General features: G+C 42.9%; 1 pseudogene. It reads right to left on the bottom strand.

Annotated elements, in window-relative coordinates:
• Window positions 1-195: 195 nt before the first annotated feature.
• Window positions 196-1,031: pseudogene (locus ACKTSF_RS14570) on the bottom strand (hypothetical protein); the annotation flags it as partial.

Below are 1,031 nucleotides of genomic sequence, written 5' to 3'. Positions count from 1 at the left end.
ATCGCGCTACTCAGCTATATCGACAAGCACCACAAATAAAAAAGCCGCCCCGATTATAACTTTGGCGAGTTACGGGACGACATTAATATAGTTTTGTAATTATGCCACCGCCTTTGAAGCGGCTTGCGTGGGAAGTCCTGTTTTCGGCGGGGCTTCCTTTTCTGTTTCCATTATAGCATGCCCTTTAAAAACTGGCTAACGTTTTAGACTTTGATCGGGTTCAGAATCTGGTTGTTTAATTTCTGGATTCTTTTTAGCAAATGCTTGCAGTTACTTTTGTGTTCGCTCACTGATTTCATGGTGTACATCATTTAATTTATTTTTTAGTTCTGATTTTTGTTGTGGATTAGTTGCTTGCTGAACTTGTTGTTGCAAGCCTTGATAGGACTTATTAAGATCATGGGCTGATAGCTTTTTTAGATCATGCGCAGGCTCTTTTGGGGCTTCTTGTAAGCCTAATTGTTTGGTTAAGCCATCGCTAAGTTCAATCACTTTGTTGCTAACTTGCTGGATTTCACTTAAAGCACTATGGATCACGGCTTTATCTTTAGCCCAGGTGGCCACGTAACCGAGTGAGTAGTTGCTGGTATCAACGCCAATATTTTGCATGGCAACATATGCGACCGCTTCGGCCTGGGTTTCCTGATAGGCTCGTGGCCGATCTTTAAAGGCTGATTTTATGCCGTGTAGCTGGCTATGCGCATATTCGTGGTATAACGTCTTTAGTTTCAAAGCATTGTCAGGCTCATCGCCACCAATGACGATTTCATTAGTGCTGGGTTGAAAATACCCCTTAGCCCCATTTAGCGTCGCTAAAGGCACTTCACTGACTTTAAGGTCGGTTTGCTGGTTTAAATAATCTTTGAACGCGTTATATAAGCTTGTCACATTCTGATGATCGGCCAAATTTTCTTTGACAAAGTCTTTAGCACTTAACACTGGTTCACCGCTAGTTTGTGCCACATCAAAGACGGGTAGATAGCGATAACCGACAATGGCGCGCTCATCGGTGGTATCAAGATGCTTCTGCT

It is taken from the genome of Levilactobacillus muriae, from assembly GCF_045862015.1.
Lineage (GTDB): Bacteria > Bacillota > Bacilli > Lactobacillales > Lactobacillaceae > Levilactobacillus > Levilactobacillus muriae.
The sequence above is the reverse complement of the archived record's forward strand: the minus strand, read 5'-3'. Positions and strand labels throughout refer to the sequence as shown.